This window comes from Psychrobacter immobilis (genome assembly GCF_904846175.1).
Taxonomy (GTDB): domain Bacteria; phylum Pseudomonadota; class Gammaproteobacteria; order Pseudomonadales; family Moraxellaceae; genus Psychrobacter; species Psychrobacter immobilis_E.
In genome coordinates this window covers 39025-65960 of sequence record NZ_CAJGZM010000002.1, presented here as the reverse complement: position 1 = coordinate 65960, position 26936 = coordinate 39025, and the positions used below count along the sequence as shown (strand labels likewise).

The window sequence follows — 26936 nt, the reverse complement described above, 5'->3', positions numbered from 1 at the left end:
TTGATGATTATTTACATCTAGCATCAAATTGGAAACATCTTAACATTCATTTAATATGAATGTTAAGAGTTATTTCTATTTATTCTCATTTTTATCATAAATTGCACCGTTCACTCTTTATAAAACCACCAGTGACTTCCTTTACTCATAACCAAATTTAGATAAAAAAACTCAGGATAACAAAAACTTGTGCTTAATTAATGTGCTTAATGAAGAGGCATAAAAAAACCAGACAACGCTACGTTGTCTGGTTTTTTAAGTTTACTTTATCTATTACTATATTCTCGAATGTTTGTTAAATAGATTACGCCGCATTCAATTTTCTACTTACTCGGCAAGATATAGCAGCTGATAACTGCGCTCAATGACCGGCGCATCGACCATATTACCCTCTACTTTAAAAACTGCTTGCCCACTGCGCTCGTATTCTTCGATTACCCGCTGCGCAAATTCAAGCTCACTATCTGTTGGTTGCAGTGCTTGCTTGACGATGTCTACTTGCTTAGGATGGATACAAAGCATGCCAGACATACCCATCTGTGACCATAGCTGCACGCGCTTGTGCAGACCTTTACTGTCATTAAAGTCTGCGTACACACTATCAATAGGCGCGAGCAATTGATGGACTTTTGAAGTCAAAATAAGCTGATAGCGAATTTGATTGGCGATGATATTCGCTGACGCGGTACCCACTTGCACCTGTAAATCATTGCACAAATCTAAAAATCCATAGCTAAATGCAAGCAGTCCTGAGGCTTTTGCCATCTCATCAATACGGTATAAGCCGATTGCATTCTCTATCAAGGCAATCACGGGCAGACCTGTCTGTTGGTAAAATTTTTCGATATCTGCTGCTTGTTCCGCTTTTGCTAATAGCACGCCTGCCAGCTTAGGCAACTGCTGACATAGCGCTAAATCTTTAGCAAATTCAGCGCTACCTGCTTGATTAATACGCAGCCAAATCGGGCGATAGCTTTTAGCCTCATGTTGAGCAGCATAATAATCTTTTAATGCCGCGCGAGTTTGGGCTTTGTCTACTTGTGCAACCGCATCTTCTAAATCAACAATCACCGCATCCGCACCACTGGCAAAAGCTTTTTCTACCCGATCTATTCGCGTTGCTGGCACAAATAACCATGTCTTGGTATCAGCAAGTGATTTAATCATCACTCGGACATTTTGCGATTCAGTATTGGTATCGATGCCCATATTTTTATTGGCAGGCTGATTGATAGAAGCTGACATGCTTGATTCCCTAGATGAATAGATAAATATCCATCTTATCAACATTCAGCATTATTGTGCCATGACAAAAGTACTTGTAATAGCACAATAACTTTATAGAAAAATATCTTTAATAATTAAGATTTTTCTGGTTTATCAAACAACTTTTCGATAGGTTTACTATGGATTTTGGAGCTATTAAACATTGATTTATTACCGGTGTCGCCTTCTGTCCAAAAGTTAATATTAAACTGGGCATCGTCACTTAACTCTACACGGTGCCAATATTGAGGCGGGCTGACCGCAAATTGACCGGCGTTAATAACGACTGTTTTTTCTGGCTCAGTGGCCGCTTCGTCTGCAAAACCGTAAAAGGTCACCGTACCTTGCATGACACAAATTTGTCCGTAGACGCCCTCAGCCGTGTTGTGATGGGTCAATAAGGCGTTAGGTACTTTATCTTTGGTGAAGAAGTGTGTTGAACGTTTTATTTTCCAATGGCTTGGAATGACGGGATTAGTGTTGGTGTTCGTGGTATTGGTATTGGTATTGGTATTGGTAGCGGAACTCATGATAACTCCTTGGCTAGTTTGCTTGATGTAGATTTTTATCTCAATCTACCTTAAAAATTCAATACTCAATTGAGAATAATTATCATTAATATAAAATAGCACCTTTTAAATGGTTTTACTACCCTCTTGTGTTTTTGACTATTAATAAAAATGTAACGCCTTAAATGCCTTTGCTGTCTTAATTAACCTTTGTCCTCCCCATTAAGTAGTATGGAAAGTAGACCCTATACTGCTTTCGCTCAATGGTTATGATTCTCCTTTATTGCTATTTTGTATCCATTATCAGCATCAGAATTTATAATGGGGACATTACCATGCATGCAAAAGAATTACTCGAGGTTGAACGTCGTGATATTAGGGCACTGCACTATACGTGGATTGCCTTTTTTCTCACCTTTTATGTCTGGTTTAATATGGCACCGCTTGCAACGTCGATGCTACAGACAGAAAGTTATTTAACCCCTGATCATATCAAATTATTTTTAATTGCTAACGTCGCGCTAACGATTCCGGGGCGCGTCCTCGTCGGCATGGCATTGGACCGTTTTGGTCCGCGGCGCGTGTTTTCTATACTCATGGTAGTGATGGCGATACCAACGTGGTTTTTCGCGTTTGGTAACTCTGCCTCGCAACTATTCGTCGCGCGGTTATTTATGTCTATCGTCGGTGCAGGTTTCGTCGTTGGTATTCATATGACGACCTTATGGTTTAAACCAAAAGACATCGGTTTTGCTGAAGGTTTTTATGCCGGTTGGGGCAATTTTGGTTCTGCGGCAGCGGCGATTACTATTCCAACCGTTGCCTTGCAGTTTTTTGGCGGTGATGATGGCTGGCGCTGGGCAATTGCTTTATCTGGCTTATTAATGGCGTTATATGGTGTGGCATATTGGTTTTTAATCACCGATGGACCAGAAGTTGGCACGCATAAAAAATCTCGTAAAGCGGGCGCGTTAGAAGTATCTACGTGGAAGGACTTGTGGTTATATTGCTTGTTTATCATTCCTTTATACGGCGTGTTGTCGTTGCTGGTATATCGCACACAAGCAATGGGCTTTTTGAGTGCAACAGGCGCTATCATTGCTTATAGCACGATTGTATTAATGGTTGTTTATCAAATTTATAAAGCCCTCAGTGTCAATCTACCGATGCTTAAAGCCGGTATTCCAGAAGATGATAAATACCCCTTTAAATCAGTGGCGGCGCTGAATGTCAGCTATTTTGCCAACTTTGGCGCAGAGCTGGCGGTAGTTTCTATGCTACCGATGTTCTTTGCCGCGACTTGGAAACTTGATCCAACGGCTGCGGGCTTGATTGCTTCTACCTTTGCCTTTGTCAACTTATGGGCGCGGCCACTCGGCGGTTATATCTCCGATAAAGTCGGTAATCGTCGTTTGGTCATGCTAATTTATATGTTTGGTATTGGCATTGGTTTTGTGCTGATGGGCGTGCTCAATGCCGAGTGGCCGTTATTTATCGCCGTGGTGTTTACCATTCTGTGTTCGGTATTTGTACAAGGGGCAGAAGGCGCGACGTTTGGGATTATTCCTTCGATTAAGCGTCGTCTAACTGGTCAGATATCAGGTATGGCAGGCGCTTATGGTAACGTTGGCGCAGTATTTTACTTATTCATTTACACCTTTGTAGAGCCCAACCAGTTCTTTTATATCATCGCGGTCGGCGCATTTATTGCATGGATTGTGTGTTATTTCTGGTTGGAAGAACCTGAAGATGCCTTTGGTGATGAATATAAAATGTCCTCTGTCGATCGGCAGATTGCGGCAGAACAAGGCTAGTTATTAATAATACCTTCGATAAAAAACAAAAACCCACTTAGCCAGAGTTAAGTGGGTTTTTAATGCGCGCTATACTTATCGCAATTTACTCTAGCCTAACACGACGGGCACATTGCTATAACCACCTAATGGCGGCTGCTCACGCTCCAAAGGTAAATCCGCGGCTAACTGTAAGTCTTTAAAATAGGTCAATAATGCTTGGGTGGCGATTCTAAGCTGCCAAGTAGCAAGCAAGCGCCCTGGGCAGACGTGCTTTCCGATACCATACACCAGATTAGCGCCGGCATGCGCTTCGGGGGCGAAACCGTTGTCGCCAAATACCACTTCATCGCGATTGGCTGACGTCCAGTTTAATTGTACTCGTGCTCCTTTAGGTAGCTTATACGCGCCAATGGCAACGGGACAAGTAGTAATACGGCGGTTTGAGACAAATGGATCATCGATACGTAATATCTCGTCGATGATGGCCTCGAGTTCGCTATCAGAAGCCTTTGTCCAAACGTTTACTTGCTCAGGATGCTGCGCAATATAAGCGATAATAACGCCCATACATAAAGCAATAGAACCCAAATCACCGCCAGTCCAATTACGTAATATAGAAACCAGCTCGGCTTCGCTTAGCTCACGCCCATTGATGCGCTCACAGCATAATTTAGCGGTGATGCTATTCATATCAATGCTATTTATATTAACGCTATTTACATCAATGCTGTTTTTAGCAATGCTAGCGTTAAACATGCCAGCCATTGCGTCAGCATTACGATACGGGCTTATCACCAAGCGAATAATATCATCGAAGTCTTGCGCGACTTGCGTCATTCTTGCGTTGTCTTTTGAACGGCTGGCGCTATGATTATCACGCATCCACTGTAAAAGTCTTGGCTCTAACTCAGCAGGCCAGCCAAGCCACGCGCATTGGGCGCGTACCGCAAATACCGCGCCGATATCATCGACTGCATTGAGCGTTTTACCTTTTGGTAGCTCACTCATTAATTCTGTTGCTACCTTTTTAAACACAGGGACATAAGGCATCAGCGCATCTTTACTAAGATAGCTATCAATCAGCGCCCTAAAATGCTCGTGCTCTGCGCCATCCAAACCATTGGGCACTTGCAAAAAACGCGACACCTGACTAGAAAATCGCTTGTCATCTAAAGCAGCCGCCACCACGTCAGCATGGCGTAGTAACACCCACTCACCTGCTTCATTTTTTATCACATCATGCTGCTGACGTAAGTCATTAGTCAAAGCCCGCAGGTCACTTTCTTTACTAATAATGACCTCAGCATTCAAATTAATGGTTTTTTGGTCAAGTAAGTTGGATGTCATAATAAATCCTTACAGCAGTGTATTGAGTCTTGTAGAGCCTCTCTATTTCTTAAAGATTTTATGGTGAATCTTATAAACATGATTCACCATCAAATGCTCAAATCTATAAAATTTTAACGGATAAAACAGTACGATTTAAGACCTTCTTTACTTAGATAAATGATTCACCGTCCACACCGCCGCTTCTACTCGTGTGCGCAGACCAGTTTTATTGAGGATATGCTTAACGTGTACTTTTACCGTTGATTCGGCAATATCTAGATTATTGGCAATCATTTTATTACTCAGCCCTTCAGCAATCATCTGAATGACTTGTAGCTCTCTACTGGTCAGATTACTGGCGATATCTTCAATACTGGGTGTGCGCAACGTTTGGGCAAGTATCGAAGCTAAGTTGGGACTAATAACCAACTCGCCACGCAGTATTTTTCTGATATCAATAATAATCAGCTCAGGCTCCATATCTTTTAACAGATAACCGTCGACGCCCAATTTTAACGCCTCTTGTACGTCCTCACCGCTATCTGAAACCGTAAACAATACGGTCTTAGTATTAATATTTCTGGCTTTGATTTCTCGTAAGGTTTCGATACCGGTGAGCACTGGCATTTTATGGTCTAGTATCACCAAATCGACGTCGTTATTTTCCAAAAATGCCAATGCCTCTTGACCATTGCTGGCTTCACCAACGACTTTGACATCGTCCTCAAGACTTAATAATTCAGAGATGCCGCGGCGTAACATGGGATGGTCATCGACCAATAATAGGCGCGCGGGCGACGTACTGGTATAAACTTTGGTGCTCATAACATACTCACAAATAAAAAAAATGGTACAAGGATTTTATTATTTAACACGTACTAACTAGGGCATGTCCTCAATTCAATCGATGAACATCTAAATGGGCTAAAAATTAAATGTCATAACGATAAGTTAAGCGCTTAACACTATCGTTCTATTAACTTATAAATAAGCGTCCTGATCGTTTTCTTCATCAAAGAACTTGGGCTCAAACCTAACCGTGACGATAGTACCGCGTGGCTGGTTATCGGTCACGATGAGATCGCCGCCGATATTATGAGCGCGCTCTTTCATAATCATCAGGCCATGATGCTGGGTTTGATCGACACTGCCTGACATGCCAACGCCATCATCGATGATACGCATGAGGATATGCTTATCACCTTCTTCATACTGCAGATGAATCTCGACATTTTGCGCTTGTGCATGCCGACTGATATTTGATAGCGCTTCTCTAGCAATTTGAATTAAATCTATTTGTTCATGAGCGCTCAAATTGAGCGTCATAATGTCATTGTTTACCTTTATGATAAACCCGCCTTTTAAAGCAAATTCACTAGCGGCTTCATGCAAGGCTTCATCAAAATTATTATTATCAATGGTTAAACGAAACGTTACCAATAAGTCTCTTAGCTGCCGATATGCCGAACCCAAACCTACTTTTATTTGTTCGATATTCTGATAGATAGCGGGTGCCTCTGGTTCGCTCATTTGGTTTTTGAGGTGGCGCTCTAAAACACTGACTTGGATTTTTAAATAAGACAACGACTGCGCCAACGAGTCATGCAATTCTCTGGCAATCGTCGAACGCTCTTCAAATAAAATCAGCTGATGCTCTTGTTGTCTTTGTTTACGTAGTGATAGCGCGGTACTGATTAAATTGGTCAGCGAGACGATGAGCTCGTTATTTTGTGCATCTAATTCAGGACTGCTAAACGGGAAAATACTCCCTGCCTCTGTCATTCTTATGCGCTGTTCAGGCGTTATATCATTACTTGTTTCATTATTATTAATGCCATTATCAGCGATAAAAGAGCGATTCATCACCAGTGCCGACTTTGGTCGTACGCGCAATTCTCCAAACGCTTCTTGTTGATGGACGATGGGATAGGTCTTGGTATGCTCGCCATTTTTAGTAATACAACTATCACAGCTAAGCTTTTTACACAGCTCTTTCATTTGGTCGCCATGCAGCACGATTGAGTTTTTATTGGTGATATATTTATTCTGGATACACAAGGTAAATTCTAAATGCGGCAAGGTTTTACTAAAATCTGCAATCAAAGCATCGAGGCGATATAAGCTCACTTGGCTGGTGGTCAGCGATTTTGAAAAGTCATAAAACAGTGACAGTACTTGGTTGGCTTTGACTAGATGCTGGGTTTTTATCTGCACTTCACTTTCAAGCGAGCGCTGATAGGTTTCAATCGTACTTGCCATGTCATTAAAAGAATTACCCAGCACTTCAAACTCTCGATAGCCCTTGATTGACACCCGAGTCTGGCTCTTACCTCTTTTAAATTCATTATTGGCTGTAATTAGTTGCTTAATGGGCATGAGTACCAATTTTTGCATTCGGCGCATACCGATTAATACCATAATAACGATGAGTATCAATGAAAGTATTTGCAGGTTTTGCTGCCAGGTCTGGCGCTGCTCGTTTCGGTACTGCAGCTCACCGACAAAGTGATTCACATCTTCGATATAGCGCGATGAAACGCTATAAAAACCTTGCTTGTCTTGCGATAATAACGCCGGCTTTAAATCTTGATACCATTGCTCTTTTATCTCATTAAGCTGCTCATTGATGCGCACATGTCTATTGGCGCTCGTCAGCTGATAAACCTGTAATTCTTCGAGTCGATTTTCCATGTCTCGACTGAGAATATCTATCTTTTCAGGGTTAGTTTTATTAGCGAAGTCTAATTTGTCTTGTTTGGCGCTCTGCTTATTCTCTTTATCGCTTACGTCGTTTTGGCGAATACTTAAACTTGGGCTAAAAGGATGGTCATCTGAAAAATCTGTCGCTATCTGAAAGTTGATACGATAGGTTGCCATGCGTATTGAGCCTGCCGTATTAATGGCTTCCGCATCAGATTTTGCGACCCACGCCAGTGCCCCACTACCTAGCGCCGACATCAAAGATAAGATAGCAATGATGATAATAGCGCCCCAAGCATGAAGGGCCAAAGACTGCCTGCGTTGATTAGAACTCATGAATAGCATTCACCCAGCAAAATTAGCGGAAAAAAGGGTTAAATATGGCCAGTGAAGCGCTCTGTTTAAAAGCTAGCGCACTTAAAGTAAGTTAAACGTAATTAGATTCAAAACTGCCGCACTTCAATACTTCAATACTTCAATACTTCAATACTTCAATACTTCAATACTTCAATACTTCAATACTTCAATACTTCAATACTTCAAAAGAGACCACTTTAAAAACAGGCCTTTAAAAACAAACATTTGAAATAACAAAAGCGCTTACTAATCAATAAAAAAGCAAACTTTTAGTAATAATTCTGCCCCTAATATACCCCTTTTAGCCATCAGTATACCACTATGTATGAATACTCTTCATCGCGATAACGAAGTACTGTGAGGTATCATTTTTATAAGATTGATAGTTATCATCATTGGTTGTCATGATTGCTTGACACGATTAACTGTCACGATTGGCTGTGCTTATCAAGTGTCATGGCTAATGCTCACCAAAAACGCCTTGGCAACCAATATAAATTTTCCGCACCAATCTAACATATACATAAGCGGTCATCATAAATCAATAAAACGACTGCCTATGACAATTTTTATAGCTGCTTAGCGTTATAAAAATATCCATCATAACTAAGCATAGATGATATTAAGTGAGGAATAGTATGGGCAATGATTACAACTCCAAAGGTGGTAAGCTCATCACTGACTGGCGACCAGAAGTAAAAGAGTTTTGGGAGGGTGGCGGTAAAAAAGTCGCCCGTAGAAATTTATGGATATCTATTCCATCCTTACTATTGGCATTTGCGGTATGGATGGTATGGAGCGCGGTCATCGTGCGCTTACCGGAGATTGGTTTTGATTTTGATGGCGGGCAGCTATTTTGGTTAGCGGCGCTGCCCGGTCTATCAGGGGCAACGCTACGGATTTTTTATTCTTTTATGGTCCCGATTTTTGGTGGTCGTCGTTGGACAGCGATATCAACTTTATCTCTGTTGATTCCAGCGTTATGGATGGGCTTTGCGGTACAAAATCCTGAAACGCCGTTTATGACATTTGCCATTATTGCGCTGCTTTGCGGCTTTGGCGGTGGTAACTTCGCTTCGTCCATGTCCAATATCTCGTTCTTCTTTCCAAAAGCAGAACAAGGTACTGCACTTGGTCTAAACGCCGGCTTAGGTAACCTTGGCGTCTCGGTCATGCAGTTCGTGGTACCGATGATTATATTGGTAGCAGCCTTTGGTAGCTTAGGCGGCGACCCACAAGTAGCTGAAAGCGGTAAACTGTTTTATTTGCAAAATGCTGGCTTTATCTGGGTACCTTTTATCCTGCTATTTTCAGCGCTGGCTTGGTTTGGCATGAACGATATTGCCACCGCCAAGGCCTCTTTTAAAGACCAAGCGGTTATCTTTAAACGCAAACATAACTGGATCATGTGTATCCTTTATATGGCGACTTTTGGCTCGTTCATTGGCTTTTCAGCCGCGTTTCCGATGTTGATTAAGAACTCGTTCCCTGCTATTGATGCGCTTAAATTTGCCTTTTTAGGTCCTCTGGTCGGCGCACTATTTCGTCCACTAGGTGGCTGGATATCTGATAAAACCAGCGGCGCAAAAGTTACTTTTTGGAACTATATTGTGATGGTATTGGCAGTATTTGCGGTGATGTATTTCCTACCTAGCGAAGCCCATGAGGGCAGCTTCGTTGGCTACTTTATCTCCTTTATGGTGCTATTTATCACCACAGGTATCGGTAACGGCTCGACCTTTACCATGATTCCGGTTATTTTTAGAACCTTTCATGACCGCCGTGAGCCTGAGAAAGCAGGGACAGAAGAGTTGTTTGTTGAGATACGTAAAGAGTCTGCAGCGGTGGTTGGCTTTACCTCAGCAGTTGCCGCTTATGGTGCGTTCTTTGTACCGAAGATGTTTGGTTCAGGACTGGGCGTCGATGGCACCTTTATCGCCTTAATTGTCTTTTATGTTCTTTGTATTGTATTGACTTGGTGGTATTACAGCCGTCCTAACGCTGAGATTCCTTGTTAAGCTGATTCATTTATATAAAGCTATTAAGGATATTTCTTTTAATTCAAACCTCTCTCTTTATAGTGCTACTTGCCAGCGTAAGTAGCACTTTTTCTGTTTTAAATGCTTGTTCAAGGCTTTTGAGTTATTAATCATCATTAATAACTTAGATTTAATAGTGTTTTAAATGAGTTCTCAGTTTTAGCTACTACTAAGGTGGTAGTGCTCTGCTCATGTTAGCTGATAGTAACAGCGTGATGGCTTAACTAAAATGACACCATCGAAAAATATTTACGGCTTATGTGCATAGCAAGATAAAGATAGAAGCATTCTGCACTCAGCTCTAGATACACCATAGGCAATAAAACAGAGGATAGCGAAATGAGCCATTTACTCGACCAATTCCGTTTTTTTAAACGTAAACAGGGCGAATTTTCCGATGGGCATGGCGAGACGCGTGATGAAGCTCGTGATTGGGAAAACGTATATCGTAGCCGCTGGCAGTATGACAAAGTTGTGCGCTCAACGCATGGTGTCAACTGTACCGGTTCTTGCTCGTGGAAAATTTACGTCAAAAACGGCTTGGTGACGTGGGAGACGCAGCAAACCGACTATCCTGAAACCCGTCCAGATCTACCAAACCACGAACCGCGTGGCTGCCCACGTGGCGCAAGCTATAGCTGGTATATGTACTCAGCCAACCGTGTTAAATACCCTAAGGTACGTAAGCCGCTTCTAAAATTATGGCGTGAAGCCAAAGCGCAGTATCCTGATCCAGTCGATGCTTGGGGCAGTATTGTCCAAGACCCTATCAAAGCAGAACAGTACAAATCTAAGCGCGGTTTGGGTGGTTTTATTCGCTCGACGTGGGCGGAAGTCAACGAAATCATCGCTGCCAGTAACGTCTATACCGCCAAAACCTTTGGTCCTGACCGTATCGTTGGTTTCTCTCCGATTCCTGCGATGTCGATGGTCAGTTATGCTGCGGGTAGTCGTTATTTATCGTTGATTGGTGGTGTTTGCTTGTCATTCTACGACTGGTATTGTGATCTACCGCCAGCGTCGCCAATGGTTTGGGGCGAGCAGACTGACGTGCCAGAGTCAGCCGATTGGTACAACTCTGATTATATTATTGCTTGGGGCTCAAACGTTCCGCAAACGCGTACACCAGATGCGCATTTCTTCACCGAAGTGCGTTATAAAGGCACCAAAACCGTCTCTATCACCCCTGACTATGCAGAAGTCTCTAAACTTACTGACTTGTGGTTAAATCCAAAACAGGGTACTGATGCGGCAGTCGCGCAAGCATTTTGCCATGTCATTATCAAAGAATTTTATCTTAAGCAGCCAAGCGATTACTTCTTAGATTACGCCAAGCGCTACACTGACTTACCCGTACTGGTCATGCTAGAAGGTGAAGAAGGCGCACGCCATGCTGGTCGCTATCTACGCGCTTCTGACTTAATCGATAATTTAGGGCAAGAAAACAACCCAGAATGGAAAACGATTGGTCTCAACAGTGATGGTGAACTGGTTTCTCCCCTTGGTTCCATCGGTTATCGTTGGGGCGAAAAAGGCAAATGGAATCTTGAGCAAAAAAGCGGCACCACAGGCGCAGATATTGACCTAACCCTGACTTTAAAAGACAGCAATGAAACTTGCAAAGTCGGCTTTGATTACTTTGGTCATGTATCACACCCACACTTTACCTCGGTACCGGGCGAAGCGATACAACAAAAAACTGTCCCTTGCAAAACCATTACCCTTGCCGATGGCAGCACAGCGATTGTCGCTACTGTGTTTGATTTAACCGTTGCCAACCTTGGTGTTGATAATGGTGTTGGCGGTGAACACGTCACCGATGATTACAATGACGAGACTGTACCGGGTACCCCTGCTTGGCAAGAAGTCATCACGGGTCTTAGCCGTGAGCGCGTTATCCAAGTCGCACGTGAATTTGCTGAAAACGCTCATAAAACGCATGGTAAATCGATGATTATCATCGGCGCGGGTATGAACCATTGGTATCACCTCGATATGAACTATCGCGGCGTGATTAACATGCTGATGCTGTGTGGCTGTATCGGTAAATCTGGCGGCGGCTGGGCGCATTATGTTGGTCAAGAAAAACTACGTCCACAGACCGGCTGGTTGCCATTAGCATTTGCCCTTGATTGGCATCGTCCACCACGTCATATGGCGGGTACGAGTTTCTTCTATACGCACAGCTCACAGTGGCGTCATGAAACCATTTCTGCCCATGAAATCCTATCGCCATTGGTTAATAAGAAATTCTTCCCAGAGCACATGCTTGACTACAATATTCAAGCAGAGCGTGCAGGCTGGTTGCCTTCAGCGCCACAATTAAACCGTAACCCATTGACCATCGCGGCCAAAGCCAAAGATAGCGGCAAAGATATAGAAGAATATGTCGTCGACTCTCTCGAAGATGGCAGCTTACGCTTTGCTTGTGAATCTCCTGATAATCCAGCCAACTTCCCGCGCAACATGTTTATCTGGCGCTCAAACTTATTGGGCTCATCAGGTAAAGGCCATGAATATATGCTCAAGTATTTCTTGGGTACCAAAAACGGCTTGCTCAATGAAGAAAACGCCGAGGGTCATCTGCAACCAAAAGAAGTCGATTGGGTAGAAAAAGGTCCTACCGGTAAATTGGACTTGGTTGTCACTCTAGACTTCCGTATGTCGTCGACCTGTCTGTATTCTGACATCGTGCTACCGACTGCGACATGGTACGAAAAAGATGACATGAATACCTCAGACATGCATCCCTTTATCCATCCACTCACCGCGGCGACCGATCCTGCTTGGGAATCTAAAACCGATTGGGAAATCTATAAAGGTATTGCCAAGAGCTTCTCTGAAGTCTCAAAAGGTCATTTAGGTGTTGAAACTGATGTCGTCACCTTGCCGATGCAACATGACACCCCGGGTGAATTGGCACAGCCGTTTGGTGGCACTGACTGGAAAACGGCTGGCGAAAAACCAGTACCCGGTAAGAACTGTCCGATGATTATGGTGGTTGAGCGTGATTATCCAAATACTTACAAGAAGTTTACTTCTATGGGTCCTGCCCTAGAAAAACTAGGCAACGGCTCAAAAGGCTTAAATTGGGATATGAAAACCGAAGTCAAACAGCTCGGTGATTTAAACCACCGTGTGACTGAGCCGGGTATTTCTGAAGGCAGACCAAGTCTTAACACAGCGATTAATGCTTCTGAGATGATTTTGATGCTCGCGCCTGAAACCAATGGTCATGTGGCGGTAAAAGGTTGGGCGGCATTGTCTGAGTTCACCGGTCGCGACCATACCCATCTTGCCAAATCTAGCGAACATGAAAAAATCCGCTTTAAAGATATCGTTGCCCAGCCGCGCAAGATTATCTCAAGCCCGACGTGGTCAGGGATTGAGTCGGATCAGGTCAGTTATAACGCCGGTTATACCAACGTTCATGAGCTGATTCCTTGGCGCACCCTGACTGGTCGTCAGCAGTTTTATCAAGACCACCCTTGGATGCAGGCATTTGGTGAGCAAATGCAACAGTATCGTCCACCGATTGATACCAAGACCACTGAGCTGCTCAAAGACGCCAAACCAAATGGCAATAAAGAGATCGTACTGAACTTCTTAACACCGCACCAAAAATGGGGCATCCACAGTACCTACTCTGAAAACTTGCTGATGTTGACCCTAAGCCGCGGTGGACCTTGTGTTTGGATGTCAGAAGTCGATGCGGCAAAAGCAGGTATCGTCGATAACGATTGGATTGAATTATTCAATGCTAACGGTGCCCTTACCGCTCGTGCCATCGTCAGTCAGCGTGTCAAAGAAGGCATGACCATGATGTATCACGCTCAAGAAAAACTGGTCAATATCCCAGGTTCTGAGCAGACCGGTACGCGTGGCGGTATTCATAACTCAATGACTCGTACTATCTTGAAACCGACACATATGATTGGTAGCTATGCCCAGCAATCTTATGGCTTTAACTACTATGGCACCGTGGGTTGTAACCGTGATGAGTTTGTCGTAATTCGTAAAATGTCAAAAATTGATTGGTTAGAAGACAAACCGGATAACGAATTACCGCGTCCACTACCAACCACCATTGAGGATTAAAGCATCTTCTTCTATTGAGAATATGTCGTTTTAAAAAACTCTTTTAAAACGACATCTTTTAAACAACCTTGATGAAGAATAAAGCCTGCTTTTTCTACTAATATTTGGAGCACAGATCCATGAAAATTCGTTCACAAGTCGGCATGGTGCTTAACCTTGATAAATGTATCGGTTGTCACACCTGCTCAGTCACCTGTAAAAACGTTTGGACCAGCCGTGAAGGTATGGAATATGCGTGGTTCAACAACGTTGAGTCAAAGCCCGGTATTGGCTATCCCAAAGAGTGGGAAAACCAAACCAAATGGAAAGGTGGCTGGATACGTAATGCCAATGGCACCATCAATCCGCGCATCGGTGGTAAATTTAGAGTATTGGCCAATATATTTGCCAACCCGGATTTGCCAGAGATTGATGATTATTACGAACCGTATGATTTCGATTATCAGCATCTGCATACCGCACCGATAAGCAACCATCAGCCTATCGCCCGTCCGCGTTCAGCCATCACTGGCAAGCGCATGCAAAAGATTGAATGGGGTCCTAACTGGGAAGAAATTTTAGGGACGGAGTTCGAAAAACGTCGTAAAGACAAAAACTTTGACAATATTCAAGCGGATATCTACGGCGAGTACGAAAACACCTTCATGATGTATTTGCCGCGTCTATGCGAGCATTGCTTGAACCCAACGTGCGTGGCGGCTTGCCCTAGTGGTGCGATCTACAAGCGTGAAGAAGACGGCATTGTCTTGATTGATCAAGAAAAATGCCGCGGCTGGCGCATGTGTATCTCAGGCTGCCCGTATAAAAAGATTTACTATAACTGGAAATCCGGCAAATCTGAAAAATGTATCTTCTGCTATCCACGCATTGAAGCTGGCTTGCCAACGGTTTGTTCAGAAACATGCGTTGGTCGGATTCGCTACTTAGGCGTCTTACTATATGACGCTGACAAAATCGCTGAAGCGGCTAGTACGCCAAATGAAAAAGACATTTACCCTGCGCAATTGGATTTATTCTTAGATCCTAACGACCCTGCTGTTATTGCTCAAGCACTAAAAGACGGTGTCCCGCAGTCAGTGATTGATTCTGCACAGCGTTCCCCCGTCTATAAGCTTGCAGTTGATTGGAAGCTTGCCCTACCGCTACATCCTGAATACCGTACGCTACCAATGGTTTGGTATGTACCGCCATTATCACCGATTCAAAACGCTGCTGAAGCGGGCAAAGTTGGTATGGACGGTCTAATTCCAGATGTTGATAGCTTACGTATCCCACTACGTTATTTAGCCAATCTCTTGACCGCTGGTGATGAAGAGCCAGTACGTTTGGCGCTAAAACGTCTGCTTGCGATGCGTAGCTACAAACGTATGCAACTGGTCGAAAAACAAGAAGTACAAAGCATCTTAGACGACGTTGGTCTGACCAAGCTACAAGTTGAAGAGATGTATCGCTACTTGGCCATTGCCAACTACGAAGACCGCTTTGTGATTCCAACGGCGCATCGTGAAGAGGCGTTAAGTGACGCTTTTGCTGAACGTAATGGTTGCGGATTTACCTTTGGCGAGGGCTGTTCAGGACATTCTGACAACAGTATGTTTGGACAACGTAAAGCCAATCGCCGCGATTTCATCGATACTGTCCAAAAGTGGGAGTCATAAGATGCAAACTACTCAAGTTCATACTAGCAGTTCAGTAAATGAGCCTATTAATTCAGCGATTGAGACGCCGATGATTGGCGCTTCAGACTTAAAAATACTCAAAGTCCTAAGCTTACTTATCGACTATCCAAGCAATGAGCTATTTTTAGGCGATACGCTTGCTGATTGCACAGAGATTGTTGCTAGGTCAACCATTATTAGCCCAGAAGTACGGACGCAAATCATCGACTTGATTGAAGATTTAATCGACACCGGCTCTCTTGAAGCGCAAGCGCGCTATGACGGTCTGTTTGAGCGCGGTCGTTCTTTATCGCTGTGGTTGTTTGAACACGTGCATGGCGAGTCGCGCGACCGTGGTCAAGCGATGGTCGATTTGATGGGTCAGTACGAAGAAGCTGGCTTTGCCATTAGCGTCAAAGAGCTGCCTGATTATCTGCCTTTATATCTAGAATTTTTGGCGTATCAAGCGACGGTTATCGACGATGATATTCAGATTCGTATGGATATCGCCGATGTCAGCCATATTATTGCCTTGCTCGCTGCCAGACTTGAGCACCGCGGCAGTATGTATAAAGGCTGCTTTAATGCACTATTGCAGATTGCTGGAAAGCCTTTAGACATAGTCGAAGAGTATCAAGAGAAAATCAGCAAAGAAAAGCCCGATGACAGCTTTGAAGCCTTAGATAAAGAGTGGGAAGAGGAAGTCGTGACGTTTTTGGATGCGCAGCAAGAAGAGCGCTGCTCCTCTCAAACCAGCACCCAAAACCTTGCTGCAAAAGCGGGTGTTAGAGCCAATCCAAATGCTGTCGATGCCCCTGTGCACTGGGTAGACTTTAAAACCACCTCAGCGGTTAAACCATAATAAGGAGAAAGGACATGAATATTGCAGATCCTAGTGTACAGTCTTTAGCCAACCTCAGTTGGCTGCAAATTTTCCTTTTTGGCGTTTATCCGTACGTGGCATTAACCATCGCTATCATTGGTACTTGGGTACGTTTTGATTTATCTCAGTATTCATGGAAATCTGGTTCGACGCAAATGCTCAGAACCAAAAACATGCGCCTTGCCAGCAACTTATTTCACGTCGGTATTATCGTGGTATTGCTTGGGCATTTATTTGGCATGTTGACGCCGCATTTTCTTTATGACCGCTTTATCAGTGCCGGCCATAAGCAAATTTTAGCGGTGGTTGTCGGTGGTATCGCGGGGGTATTTTGTTGGTTTGGTTTGGCAATGCTGATATGGCGGCGCTTTACTGATGACCGCATCTCAAACACTTCATCATTCTCGGACAAATTGGTACTGGTGCTGTTATTTATTCAGCTTAACTTAGGTCTTATTTCCATCTTTACCTCAGTGAAGCACTTAGATGGCTACACCATGATGAATTTGGCAGGCTGGGCACAAGACATCACTATCTTAAGACCTTGGCAAGCAGCGGCGCGTATCGAGCAAACTGACTTGATTTATCAGCTGCATATGGCGCTTGGTATCACCCTGATTGCGATATTCCCATTCACACGCCTTATTCATATTATCAGCGCACCAATCTGGTATTTCGGTCGCCGTTACCAGATTGTAAGAGAGAAACGTTCGCAATAGAAACGTTGCCAATAGAAATAAGCACAATAGAAATAAGCACAATAGCGATACAGCATTGATGTTTAGATAAAGTTACGATACCATAAGATTCATTTTTAATGAATCTTATGGCAGTCGCTTAATTATTAGATGATTACAGGCTTAATCCCAGCGCTCTTTATAACGTCTAATAATGGTTGTCAGGTTCTTAAAAAGAACTTTAATCCCTAAACTTATCAATGTGAGATATCACTAAAGGATCCACCATGGCGTCACCACAAACATTAGAAATCGTGAAAGCAACCGTACCTGTGCTCGAAGAACATGGGACAGCGATTACTACCGTATTTTATAAAAACATGTTCAACGAACATCCTGAACTGCTAGACATTTTTAACGAAACCAATCAAAAATTAGGCCGTCAGCAAACTGCACTGGCTATGACCGTTTTGGCAGCAGCCAAGCATTTGGAAAACTTAGCGACACTATTGCCGCAAGTTACCCAAATCAGCCATAAGCATCGTGCTTTGCAAATTTTGCCTGAGCACTATCCTATCGTTGGTCATCATTTATTGGGTGCTATCAAAGAAGTTCTCGGTGAAGCAGCAAACGATGACATCATCGATGCTTGGACAGAAGCTTATGATGAAATTGCCGATGTCTTTATTCAGTTAGAAAAAGGCATGTATGAGCAAGAGATGTGGGAAGGTTTTGCGCCGTTTACAATTACCGAAAAATCAGAAGCAGCGACTGACATTGCAGCCTTTACCGTCGTTCCTGCAAACGATGATATTGATTTAAACAAACTTAAACTGTCTGCCGGTCAATACATCACCGTTAAAACCGATCCAACAGACAGCGAGCATATTGCTCTACGTCACTATTCTTTATATTCAGCCAATAGCGACAAAGGCATTCAGTTTGCCGTTAGGCGTGACAACCGCAATGAATATAATGGTTTAGTGTCAAACTACTTACATGATCACTTAGACGTTGGCGATACGATTTTATTATCTGCCCCTGCCGGTGATTTTGAGCTCAACCAAGACTTGGTACAACAAAACGAGATCCCATTGGTATTGGTCAGTGCAGGTGTCGGCGTCACCCCAATTCTATCGATGTTAGAGGCGCAAGTAGCGGCCAATCCGCTACGCCCTATCGTTTGGGTTTATGCCTGTCAGAATAAAGAACATCATGCCTTTGACAGCAAAGTTAATGAGTTGCTTGCCGCTGCCGAAAATGTAGAAAAGCACATCTTCTACTTTGACTCTGGGCAAATTTTAGATGAGGCGTGGCTTGCCAATTTACCAAAGCCTGCCGATATTTATGTCTGTGGCTCTATGATGTTTATGGAAAGTATCATTGATGGCTTAATGACTCTTGACCATGGCGTTGATAGCGTTCATTACGAACCCTTTGGTCCAAAGATGAGCCTAGAGCTGGCTTAATATTATCAGTCTAACTAAGCATTGAGTAAGATAGAAAATGCGCTCAATACTTTGTTAAAGATAGTGTAAAGTCACTTAGCAACAGCCATAGAGCCACCTTTAAATGCTTCATTAGCAGTAACATCATTTAAAGGCGGCTCTATTTTTTTATTTCGCTTTAATACTCGTTATCTTTAATGCAAATAGTTTCTAGTACAAATAATTTTAACAAAAACCTTAATCGTCATACTCATATTAACTGTAGTTTAAGATTGACTGTATTTTAAAATTCCTATTACCAGAACCCTTAGTGGAGCAAAAGCCATGACTGTCAGTACCTACAATCCAGCCGACCACACGACGACTAATAACGTAAATAACCATGTAAATAATAACGTTAGTAGTGACACTCATATTGACCATGCTGCTCATGCCCCTACTGGTGCTGATAACACACACAGCGGTCATAATTGTGGCCATGACCACAGCCACGATCATGATCATAGCCATGAACACCATCATCATAGCCATGAGCACAACCATAGCCATGGTGATGATATCGTGCATCTGATGCCAACCTTGACGGATTTACAAAAACCACATTCTGATCAAGAGTTTATCGAAAAAGCGATGGCAGAAGAACGCAGCAACCATAAGAACCTGATTGCCTCTAGCCGTGATGAGCTGCCTTCAGTGACGGTTAATGGCGTGATGATAGATAGAACCAATATCGCCCAAGAGCTACAGTACCATCCAGCGGAAAACAAAGAAGATGCGGTATATTTAGCGACGCAAGCGCTGGTTGTGCGTGAATTACTCAGATTGGCGGTTTTAGATGAGCCAAGCATTGGCGAGACAGCATGGAAAAACGACGAAGAACAAGCCATCTCGAGCCTGATAGACAAAAACGTCCAAGCGACGATGCCAGATATGGCAACTTGTGAGCGTTATTATAATCAAAACATCACTGATTTTAAGACCGATCCTATTATGACCGTACGCCATATTTTATTGGCATGCCTGCCTGAAGATGGCGATGAGCGCTTAAAGCTTAAAAAGACCGCTTATGAATTGATTGAACAAATCAAAAACAATACCAATCCTGATGCTGAGTTTATTCAATTAGCACGCCAGCATTCAGCTTGCCCTTCAAAAGAGCAAGGTGGTGAGCTAGGCGTTATTAGCAAAGGGCAAACCGTACAAGAATTCGAAGGTGCGTTATTTAAATTAGACGCAGGACTTGCCCCAAGCCCTATCGAGAGCCGTTACGGTTTTCATATCGTTGATGTGCTCAATAAAGAACCTGGCATACAGATGACTTATGAGCAAGTTAGCCCTGCTATCCACAATAAGCTGAGCCAGCAAGCGTTTCACCAGTCATTATGCGACTACTTATTTACTTTAGCGAATGAAGCTGAAATCGAAGGTATCGACATGACGCTTGAGCAAGAGAATATTTTCCGCGGCTAAGCAATATGCTGTCAGTCGTTTACTTCTTATGTTATAAAGTAGCTCTTATGTTAGAAAGTAGCTCTTATGTTAGAAAGTAGCTCTTATGTTAGAAAGTAGCTGCTACGGTATAAAGATTGCTAGCATATAACCTATCCTTTATACCTATATGCAGTTTCATATTAATAATACAGTTCAATCTTAATAAAATGAGTAGACATTTATGATTACGGTTGCAGGGCTTATCTCTGAAATACAGCAGCGTATAGAGACTTATAATACTAACGACTATCCGCTCAATAAAAGAGACGTCGTTAGCTACGACTTATTAGACAGCCGTCATCATATATTGGCAGAAGATATCGTCTCGCCCTTTGCTATTCCAAGGCAAAACTTATCGGCGATGGATGGTTATGCGATTGCTAAAGACAGCGTACTCTCAGCAAACAGCACAATTGATATCGTCGGTGAATCACAAGCGGGCAGCCCTTACAGTGGTAATATACAATCAGGGCAAGGTGTCCGCATTTTTACCGGTGCGGTCATTCCTGATAACTGTGATACGGTCATTATGCAAGAAAACACCAACTTTGCCGCCATAAAAGACAGCATAGATAAATCGCAGCCTTACGCTATTACCCTCAGTAAAGACGCTAAGCCTGATGATAATATCCGTAAGCAAGGCGAAGAAATTGAAACTGGCGAAGCGGTTTTATTAAAGGGTAAGCGCTTAAATCCTAGTGATATCAGCCTACTGGCTAATTTAGGGCTAGATAAAGTCAATGTCTATCAGCCTTTAATCGTTGGGGTACTGGCGACGGGCGATGAACTGGTGGCGATAGGTCATGAGCTGAACAGCTTGGCGCAAATCTATAACTCTAATACCCCCACTTTAAAAAGCTTGCTCTCTGACTTGCCCGTCACTATTCGAGATTATGGCATCATTGCTGATGATTTAGACAAAACTACCGCTGCCGTAACTCAAGCCATGCAAGAGTGTGACGTCCTTATCTCTACCGCGGGCGTATCGGTTGGCGACTATGACTTTTTAACCACTGTCATTGAGCAGCTTGGTCAGATTAACCATTATAAAGTGGCGATGAAACCCGGTAAACCGTTTGTCTTTGGCGAGCTAACTAAAAACCTTGCCAAGCCCGTATTATATTTTGGCTTACCCGGTAATCCGCTATCGACCGTGGTTGGCAGCTTGCAATTTGTCATTCCGGCTTTGTGGCAAATGGCAGGCGCTGCACCACAAGAGCGACCCATGCAGCTCAGCCTAATCGCCACCCTTAAAAACGATATAAAAAAATCAGCCGGACGGATGGATTTTCAAAGAGGTATTTTGTCGCAGAATAAAGCTGGCCAGTTTGAAGTTGAGAGCTTTAGCAAGCAACAATCACACCGTATCAAACAGCTTAGCCACGCCAATTGCTTTATTGTTTTGGCGCAAGATTCTGGCAATGTAGCTGCTGGCGAAACAGTAACCGTACAGCCCTTCCCTTGGTTACATTGCTAAATAACAGCTAAATAATTGATCTATTGATAACTGTATAGCTAAAAAGCTGCATGGCTAATCAATGGCATAAAGAGTTACACAGTTAATAACTCTTTATACCGTTAATCATGAGAAACTGATTGTTTACTATCAAATACTATCTACTACTTTGGTAGTAGTTTTTAGCTCACTTACGGTTAATTGTTATTTGCTTGCAAGCTGTCATAATCATACCTAAATAGAATTTCCCACTCATAACCTGAGGCAACGCCTAAAAGTACACACTATACTTAATATTAATGGTAATCATCTATGAACCATCTTGCCCCCAACGCAGCCAATGTGCAATTGTATTCGCCTACCGCTGCACCCGCTGTTTTTGATGCTGACTCATCGAAAACTGCTATCGCGTCGACGTATTCTCCGGTCACGCTCTCTCAACCATTAACCGATGGTTTCGCACGACGTCTAACCTATTTGCGTCTATCGATTACTGATTTCTGTAATTTCCGCTGTGAATATTGCCTGCCAGATGGCTATCAAGGCAAACCACCACAAAACGAGCTCAGTATCAGCGAAATTGCCACCTTAATCCGCGGCTTTGCCGAAGTTGGCACTAAAAAAGTCAGAATTACTGGCGGTGAACCCTCTATACGCCGTGATGTGGTAGAAATTATTAGAACCATCAAAAACACCGAAGGCATTGAAACCGTTGCCATGACCAGCAATGGCTATAAGCTTGGCAAGCATTTAGCTAACTGGCAAGCAGCTGGATTGAATCAGCTTAATATCAGTATGGACAGCTTTAATGCTGCTACTTTTCATAAAATGACTGGCTTTGACATGTTGCCGCAGCTCTTAGCGGATATGGATACTTTACTTGCGACCACAGACATTAAGCTAAAGATAAATAGTATTTTAATGGCAGAAACGGCCTTTGAAAATCTGATGAATGCCATCGAATATATCAAAGACAGACCTGTCACTTATCGATTTATTGAATTTATGCAGACCAGTGACAACAGTGACTTATTTTTTGCCCAGCATGCACAGTCCGATATTATTACCAATTACTTATTAAAAAATGGCTGGCAAACCCATATACGTGGCAGCAATGACGGTCCAGCGATAGAATACAGCCATCCAGATTATAAAGGGCGTATCGGTATGATTGCCCCTTACGCCGCTCATTTTTGTGATAGCTGCAATCGCCTGCGGGTCAGTAGTCAAGGCAAGGTGCATCTGTGCTTATTTGATCAAGGTAACTACGATATTCGTCACTATCTTGAGCAAGATGATGTGGCTGGTCTCGTTAATACCCTGCACAGCTTTATGCCGATTAAACCTGAGCATCATCACCTTCACGAATCAAACAGCGGCATGATGAATAATTTGTCGATGATTGGTGGTTAACTTATTAATAATAAAAACTTTTATTTCCATAACAAGCGTATTTATTAAGGAACATCCATGAGTAAGCTGCAAGCCCCCTTTACCCCGCTTAATATCGCCATCTTGACGGTTTCTGACAGTCGTACTCTTGCAGAAGACAGCTCAGGGCAGTATTTGGTCGACCAACTGACCGCAGCAGGTCATCAGCTGGCCGATCGTCAGCTAATTATCGATGATATTTATAAAATTAGAGCTGTTATCAGTGGCTGGATTGCAGACCCAGATGTGCACGCAATTATCACTACTGGTGGTACTGGTTTCTATATCCGTGACAGCATGCCAGAAGCAGTCGGCGTATTATTTGATAAATCGGTTGATGGTTTTGGCGAGATGTTCCGCTTAATCTCAAAAGACGATATCGGCATGTCTACCATCCAATCTCGCGCCGTAGCTGGCATGGCAAATGGCACAGGTATTTTTTGCCTACCCGGTTCTTCAGGTGCTTGCCGCACCGCTTGGGAAGGTATCTTACAAGAGCAGCTCGATAGCCGCACGCGTCCTTGTAATTTTGTGCCGCACTTTATGCGCACCAACCCAGGTCATGATTGATTCATGCTTGAAGTGGCGGATAGCTTAATCCAAACAGATGAACTCAGTCATTTAGCAGGTATCGTGATTTTGGCAGGTGGCGCCTCCAAACGTATGGGGTCGCCAAAAGCTGAGCTTATCTTACCAACAGGCGAACGTTTGCTTGATTATCATGTTAGGCAGGCGCTTGAATTAAGTGCCGCGATGATGAGCAATCTACCTATCATGATTGCGGATAATGGGCGTGGTTTCACTATCACTCCGGATTTAATCGTCAATAATCAGCAAGTGCCAATCATTCATATCGCTGATTATCTGTCTAGCAATACTCTTTATGGTGATGATGACGAGCAGATCGAAACAGGCGGCGCGTTGGTAGCGATTGAAGCAGCACTGCAATCTTTGGCAAGTTCAAACCAATTAACGAAAGACGCAAACTGGCAGCAATCTTGGTTGATTGTCATTAGCTGTGACAGCTTGATTCCTATCAGCTATTTATGGCAAAAACTGAAACCTTATATCACGCAGGCTGCAGACAAATCTGTCATTTGCCTGACCGATAACGAGCATTTATACCCATTATTAGCCGTTTATCGTTTAAGTATTGAGCCTGAGTTAAAGCATTATATTGACGCTGGACAGCGGCAAGTAATGAAGTTTATTAAGCCGATTGTGCAGCCTGTCCCTTTTATAAAAACATGGCAAGATTTAACCAATTTTAATACGCCTAAAGATTTTGTACGTGCTTGTTTAGCTTTGGGCGACTTATAAAAACTTTGGTTGAGAGAAACAGGCTTTAATAAAAATCCGCCATTTAAGAAGCACTGTATTTAAGAAAAATTAGCCATTTAAGAGAAATAAAGAATGAATAGCGACAGTCAAAAAAACAGTAACCAATTAACCAAGCAGTCAAGCAAGCAGTCGGGCTTATCACATTTAGATAGCGACGGTGATATCACCATGGTTGATGTGAGTGGCAAAATAGCTAGCATCAGAGAAGCTTGTGCAGTCGGACAGGTCGTTTTTCCTGCAGATATTTATACGCAAATCAAAGCCGCTGACGGTATGACCAAAAAAGGCAGCATCACCCAGACCGCTCATATTGCCGGTATCATGGCAGCCAAACGCACCCATGACCTGATTCCACTTTGTCATTCTCTGCCTTTAGATAAAATCAGCTTAAGCTTTGCATACGATGATGACCAAAACAGTATCACTGTGACCGCAACTGTCAAAGTAACTCATAAGACTGGGGTAGAAATGGAAGCGTTAACCGCCGTTAGTATTGCCTGCTTGACTATTTATGATATGACTAAGGCAATCTCGCATGACATTGTGATTGATAATATTCATCTACTGAAAAAAACTGGCGGTAAGTCAGACTATCAGCATGGGTAAATCAGCTTCATTAACGCCATATATAAAAAGCTTAGTAATGAATCAATAATGGAGACTTCTATGAGCACTTTAATCGACGACAATACTGATGCCACGATGAATATTAATGTCTTATACTTTGCCAGCTTGGCTGATGAAGCCAATTGCCATGAAGAAAAAATCACGGTGCCACAGTCAACTTCATTGACCGAACTGTATGAGCAGCTGCGCCAAAAGCATCGCTTTAGCCGTCCGAAATCAGAGCTGCGAGTGGCAGTAAACGACTATTTCGCTAAATGGACAGATGAGATTTATGACGGTGATAGTGTGGTTTTTATCACGCCGGTCGCTGGCGGTTAAAACCCTCCAAATATTTATTTATATCGCTAATAATCTTAAAATAATAAATAGAGAAAATAGTTATGACAGACACGGTACATGGCCAGTCGATGAGCATCAAGCGTAGCATCGATGAAGCGTATCTCATCGCTGAACGTGATGGTTTTGCACTGTTAGATACTGATATTGATGAAAGCCGCCTTAAAAAAACGCTCGATGATGACAGCTGCGGCGCATTTGTGTGCTTTGAGGGACGGGTACGCAATCATAATAATGCTAGTAGCGTTAATCGTTTGACCTATTATGGTTATGAAGACCTCGCCATCAATCAAGGTCGCGTCATTATCGAAGAGGCCAAAAAGCGCTTTGAGATTACTCATGCCATTGCCATCCATCGTATCGGTGCGTTAGAGATTGGCGATGTGGCGGTTTGGGTTGGCGTCGTCTCCGCCCATCGCTATCCTGCTTTTGACGCTTGCCGCTGGATATTAGATACTATCAAAGCAGACATTCCGGTTTGGAAGCAAGAATATTACCAAGATGATTCTTCTAAGTGGCTTAGTAATAACGGTTAAAATGCGATTCAAATAACTGCTCAAAGCGCTAGCTAGCATTTAGCAATAACAGTGAGCAATAACGAGCAATAATAGGAAGGTGCCATAATAATGAATAAAATAGTAACCATAACCTCAGTTTGCTTAGCATTAGTGCTAACTGCTTGTAGCAAAGAGCAAACCACTCAGCCTATTCAAGCGGACACCGACAACACTACTGAGCAGAGTCAAACGCTGCGCATCGCTGCTGCTGCCAACTTATCTGATGTATTGCCTGAGATTATTGCGGGTTATAAAATGGATAAAAACTTGCCTGCGCAAGAGATTGAGGTGAGCTATGCTTCTTCAGGTAAGCTATATGCGCAGATTACCTCCGGCGCACCTTATGATATATTTTTGTCCGCCAATCAAGAATTCCCTGCCAAACTTGCCAAAGAAAAGTTAGACAACGCCAATTCTGCTGATGAAGCTACCCATCAGCCCTTTACTTATACGCAAGGTCAACTAGCACTATATAGTGTTAACAAGTCTCTTGACGGCCTTAGCGCTGCTAGCTTAAACGCATTATTAGTGAATGAGTCTGACAGCAAAATCACCATTGCCAATCCAGAACTCGCCCCTTATGGCAAGTCGGCACAAGCCTATCTACAGGCGCAAAATATCTTTGACACTCTCACTGAGCAAAATCGTATTATACAAGCTGAAAATATTGGGCAAGCGTTTCAATATGCCCATACTGGCAATGTCGATTATGGCTTTGTTGCCCAATCACAGCTGACGGCGATTAAAGCCACGCCTGAACAGTTTTATACGTTAGCGCCAGAGTCTTACCCAGCTATTTTGCAAGATGGGATAGTGCTTAATAATAATACTGCCGCGACAGATTTTTCGAACTATTTGCGCTCACCTGCTGGACAGCAGTATTTTTCTAAAGCAGGTTATCTTGCAGTGAACTGATGTGGCTTTAATTGATTGATTG

Annotated in this window: 21 protein-coding genes; 16 read left to right on the top strand and 5 right to left on the bottom strand. The window is 43.2% G+C overall.

Features of this window, described 5'->3' with window-relative positions:
* Positions 1–327 precede the first annotated feature (327 nt).
* Positions 328–1245: an HpcH/HpaI aldolase/citrate lyase family protein gene (locus tag JMW39_RS02830; RefSeq protein WP_227679201.1), complete on the bottom strand. Its 918-nt coding sequence runs from the start codon at positions 1243–1245 to the stop codon at positions 328–330.
* Positions 1246–1361: 116 nt separating this feature from the next.
* Positions 1362–1796, bottom strand: a complete 435-nt coding sequence (locus JMW39_RS02825) for a DUF1971 domain-containing protein (RefSeq protein ID WP_201543641.1) — start codon at positions 1794–1796, stop codon at positions 1362–1364.
* 314 nt (positions 1797–2110) lie between these two features.
* Here JMW39_RS02825 and JMW39_RS02820 point away from each other — a divergent pair, with 314 nt between their 5' ends.
* Complete coding sequence (locus JMW39_RS02820; RefSeq protein WP_201543639.1) at positions 2111–3589, top strand: MFS transporter; 1479 nt, start codon at positions 2111–2113, stop codon at positions 3587–3589.
* A gap of 90 nt (positions 3590–3679) precedes the next feature.
* On the opposite strand, the gene JMW39_RS02815 is transcribed toward JMW39_RS02820, so the two are convergent.
* From JMW39_RS02815 to JMW39_RS02805, 3 genes are all read right to left on the bottom strand, one after another.
* Positions 3680–4918: a cytochrome P450 gene (locus JMW39_RS02815; RefSeq protein ID WP_227679200.1), complete on the bottom strand. Its 1239-nt coding sequence runs from the start codon at positions 4916–4918 to the stop codon at positions 3680–3682.
* Positions 4919–5065: 147 nt separating this feature from the next.
* Positions 5066–5725: a two-component system response regulator NarL gene (narL, locus tag JMW39_RS02810; protein WP_144297175.1), complete on the bottom strand. Its 660-nt coding sequence runs from the start codon at positions 5723–5725 to the stop codon at positions 5066–5068.
* Positions 5726–5881: 156 nt separating this feature from the next.
* Positions 5882–7936: a histidine kinase gene (locus JMW39_RS02805; protein ID WP_227679186.1), complete on the bottom strand. Its 2055-nt coding sequence runs from the start codon at positions 7934–7936 to the stop codon at positions 5882–5884.
* 659 nt (positions 7937–8595) lie between these two features.
* Between JMW39_RS02805 and JMW39_RS02800 the strand changes: the two genes are divergently transcribed.
* The 15 genes from JMW39_RS02800 to modA all read left to right on the top strand — a co-directional run bounded on the left by JMW39_RS02800 (position 8596) and on the right by modA (position 26914).
* The gene (locus tag JMW39_RS02800) at positions 8596–9975 is read left to right on the top strand and encodes a NarK family nitrate/nitrite MFS transporter (RefSeq protein ID WP_201543636.1); all 1380 of its coding nucleotides are present in this window, start codon (positions 8596–8598) and stop codon (positions 9973–9975) included.
* Between the two features lie 360 nt (positions 9976–10335).
* On the top strand, positions 10336–14094 hold the full coding sequence (locus JMW39_RS02795) for a nitrate reductase subunit alpha (protein WP_201543635.1): 3759 nt from the start codon (positions 10336–10338) through the stop codon (positions 14092–14094).
* Positions 14095–14213: 119 nt separating this feature from the next.
* The gene (narH, locus tag JMW39_RS02790; RefSeq protein ID WP_201543634.1) at positions 14214–15752 is read left to right on the top strand and encodes a nitrate reductase subunit beta; all 1539 of its coding nucleotides are present in this window, start codon (positions 14214–14216) and stop codon (positions 15750–15752) included.
* Positions 15753–15822: 70 nt separating this feature from the next.
* Positions 15823–16614, top strand: coding sequence for a nitrate reductase molybdenum cofactor assembly chaperone (gene narJ, locus JMW39_RS02785; RefSeq protein WP_201544267.1), 792 nt, complete (start codon positions 15823–15825; stop codon positions 16612–16614).
* A gap of 14 nt (positions 16615–16628) precedes the next feature.
* Positions 16629–17354: a respiratory nitrate reductase subunit gamma gene (gene narI, locus JMW39_RS02780; RefSeq protein ID WP_201543633.1), complete on the top strand. Its 726-nt coding sequence runs from the start codon at positions 16629–16631 to the stop codon at positions 17352–17354.
* 245 nt (positions 17355–17599) lie between these two features.
* Positions 17600–18781: a globin domain-containing protein gene (locus tag JMW39_RS02775; protein ID WP_201543632.1), complete on the top strand. Its 1182-nt coding sequence runs from the start codon at positions 17600–17602 to the stop codon at positions 18779–18781.
* Between the two features lie 303 nt (positions 18782–19084).
* Positions 19085–20230, top strand: coding sequence for a peptidylprolyl isomerase (locus tag JMW39_RS02770; RefSeq protein WP_227679184.1), 1146 nt, complete (start codon positions 19085–19087; stop codon positions 20228–20230).
* 202 nt (positions 20231–20432) lie between these two features.
* Complete coding sequence (gene glp, locus JMW39_RS02765; RefSeq protein ID WP_201543631.1) at positions 20433–21728, top strand: gephyrin-like molybdotransferase Glp; 1296 nt, start codon at positions 20433–20435, stop codon at positions 21726–21728.
* Between the two features lie 291 nt (positions 21729–22019).
* Positions 22020–23120, top strand: a complete 1101-nt coding sequence (gene moaA, locus JMW39_RS02760) for a GTP 3',8-cyclase MoaA (protein WP_201543628.1) — start codon at positions 22020–22022, stop codon at positions 23118–23120.
* A 57-nt stretch (positions 23121–23177) separates the two neighbouring features.
* Positions 23178–23708: a molybdenum cofactor biosynthesis protein B gene (gene moaB / locus JMW39_RS02755; RefSeq protein ID WP_201543626.1), complete on the top strand. Its 531-nt coding sequence runs from the start codon at positions 23178–23180 to the stop codon at positions 23706–23708.
* Positions 23709–23711: 3 nt separating this feature from the next.
* Positions 23712–24458, top strand: a complete 747-nt coding sequence (locus tag JMW39_RS02750) for a molybdenum cofactor guanylyltransferase (RefSeq protein ID WP_201543624.1) — start codon at positions 23712–23714, stop codon at positions 24456–24458.
* 93 nt (positions 24459–24551) lie between these two features.
* Complete coding sequence (gene moaC, locus JMW39_RS02745) at positions 24552–25085, top strand: cyclic pyranopterin monophosphate synthase MoaC (protein ID WP_201543623.1); 534 nt, start codon at positions 24552–24554, stop codon at positions 25083–25085.
* A 60-nt stretch (positions 25086–25145) separates the two neighbouring features.
* Positions 25146–25424 (top strand): MoaD/ThiS family protein, encoded by a 279-nt coding sequence (locus JMW39_RS02740; RefSeq protein ID WP_201543622.1) that lies wholly within the window; start codon positions 25146–25148, stop codon positions 25422–25424.
* Between the two features lie 62 nt (positions 25425–25486).
* Positions 25487–25978, top strand: coding sequence for a molybdenum cofactor biosynthesis protein MoaE (locus tag JMW39_RS02735; protein WP_201543621.1), 492 nt, complete (start codon positions 25487–25489; stop codon positions 25976–25978).
* A 90-nt stretch (positions 25979–26068) separates the two neighbouring features.
* On the top strand, positions 26069–26914 hold the full coding sequence (modA, locus tag JMW39_RS02730) for a molybdate ABC transporter substrate-binding protein (protein ID WP_201543620.1): 846 nt from the start codon (positions 26069–26071) through the stop codon (positions 26912–26914).
* Positions 26915–26936: the final 22 nt, after the last annotated feature.

What these genes read in the sequence shown, in the direction of transcription:
- narL (WP_144297175.1), bottom strand. Translation starts at nt 5,725, where the DNA reads ATGAGCACCAAAGTTTATACCAGTACGTCGCCCGCGCGCCTATTATTG.
- JMW39_RS02815 (WP_227679200.1), bottom strand. Translation starts at nt 4,918, where the DNA reads ATGACATCCAACTTACTTGACCAAAAAACCATTAATTTGAATGCTGAG.
- narI (WP_201543633.1), top strand. Translation starts at nt 16,629, where the DNA reads ATGAATATTGCAGATCCTAGTGTACAGTCTTTAGCCAACCTCAGTTGG.
- JMW39_RS02735 (WP_201543621.1), top strand. Translation starts at nt 25,487, where the DNA reads ATGACAGACACGGTACATGGCCAGTCGATGAGCATCAAGCGTAGCATC.
- JMW39_RS02775 (WP_201543632.1), top strand. Translation starts at nt 17,600, where the DNA reads ATGGCGTCACCACAAACATTAGAAATCGTGAAAGCAACCGTACCTGTG.
- JMW39_RS02825 (WP_201543641.1), bottom strand. Translation starts at nt 1,796, where the DNA reads ATGAGTTCCGCTACCAATACCAATACCAATACCAATACCACGAACACC.
- JMW39_RS02830 (WP_227679201.1), bottom strand. Translation starts at nt 1,245, where the DNA reads ATGTCAGCTTCTATCAATCAGCCTGCCAATAAAAATATGGGCATCGAT.
- JMW39_RS02800 (WP_201543636.1), top strand. Translation starts at nt 8,596, where the DNA reads ATGGGCAATGATTACAACTCCAAAGGTGGTAAGCTCATCACTGACTGG.
- JMW39_RS02820 (WP_201543639.1), top strand. Translation starts at nt 2,111, where the DNA reads ATGCATGCAAAAGAATTACTCGAGGTTGAACGTCGTGATATTAGGGCA.
- JMW39_RS02795 (WP_201543635.1), top strand. Translation starts at nt 10,336, where the DNA reads ATGAGCCATTTACTCGACCAATTCCGTTTTTTTAAACGTAAACAGGGC.
- narJ (WP_201544267.1), top strand. Translation starts at nt 15,823, where the DNA reads ATGATTGGCGCTTCAGACTTAAAAATACTCAAAGTCCTAAGCTTACTT.
- JMW39_RS02740 (WP_201543622.1), top strand. Translation starts at nt 25,146, where the DNA reads ATGAGCACTTTAATCGACGACAATACTGATGCCACGATGAATATTAAT.
- glp (WP_201543631.1), top strand. Translation starts at nt 20,433, where the DNA reads ATGATTACGGTTGCAGGGCTTATCTCTGAAATACAGCAGCGTATAGAG.
- JMW39_RS02805 (WP_227679186.1), bottom strand. Translation starts at nt 7,936, where the DNA reads ATGAGTTCTAATCAACGCAGGCAGTCTTTGGCCCTTCATGCTTGGGGC.
- moaA (WP_201543628.1), top strand. Translation starts at nt 22,020, where the DNA reads ATGAACCATCTTGCCCCCAACGCAGCCAATGTGCAATTGTATTCGCCT.
- JMW39_RS02750 (WP_201543624.1), top strand. Translation starts at nt 23,712, where the DNA reads ATGCTTGAAGTGGCGGATAGCTTAATCCAAACAGATGAACTCAGTCAT.
- modA (WP_201543620.1), top strand. Translation starts at nt 26,069, where the DNA reads ATGAATAAAATAGTAACCATAACCTCAGTTTGCTTAGCATTAGTGCTA.
- moaB (WP_201543626.1), top strand. Translation starts at nt 23,178, where the DNA reads ATGAGTAAGCTGCAAGCCCCCTTTACCCCGCTTAATATCGCCATCTTG.
- JMW39_RS02770 (WP_227679184.1), top strand. Translation starts at nt 19,085, where the DNA reads ATGACTGTCAGTACCTACAATCCAGCCGACCACACGACGACTAATAAC.
- narH (WP_201543634.1), top strand. Translation starts at nt 14,214, where the DNA reads ATGAAAATTCGTTCACAAGTCGGCATGGTGCTTAACCTTGATAAATGT.
- moaC (WP_201543623.1), top strand. Translation starts at nt 24,552, where the DNA reads ATGAATAGCGACAGTCAAAAAAACAGTAACCAATTAACCAAGCAGTCA.